The organism is Ochrobactrum sp. C6C9, assembly GCF_022627935.1.
GTDB classification, from domain to species: Bacteria; Pseudomonadota; Alphaproteobacteria; order Rhizobiales; family Rhizobiaceae; genus Brucella; species Brucella teleogrylli.
In genome coordinates, this window is sequence record NZ_JABXGB010000119.1 from 1 (window position 1) to 308 (window position 308).

Genomic DNA, 308 nt, shown 5'->3' on the forward strand with positions numbered 1-308 from the left:
CTTCGACTGGCAATGTGACGGCTCTGCGTGAAGCAGGGCCGGCGACCTCGACTTCTCTATCGCGGACCGCTGCGCGTTCTGTTTTGTCGGCGCGCGGCTTGGGCAAGTCGTTTGGCGGCTTTTATGCGGTGAAGAATGTTGATCTTGATGTGGAACATGCCCGCGTTCATGCGCTGATCGGCCCGAACGGGGCTGGCAAGACGACGGTGTTCAATCTCCTGACCAAGTTTTTGCAGCCGACAAGCGGCGAGATCACGCTTCTGGGCGAAACCATCACCAAAACCGACCCGGCCAAAGTGGCGCGGATG

At 59.4% G+C, this 308-nt stretch carries 1 protein-coding gene; it reads left to right on the forward strand.

What is annotated here, in order from left to right:
• Positions 1-14: 14 nt before the first annotated feature.
• Positions 15-308, forward strand: a 294-nt coding sequence (locus HWD97_RS24315; RefSeq protein ID WP_371835818.1) for an ATP-binding cassette domain-containing protein, incomplete at its 3' end; no start/stop codon positions are given.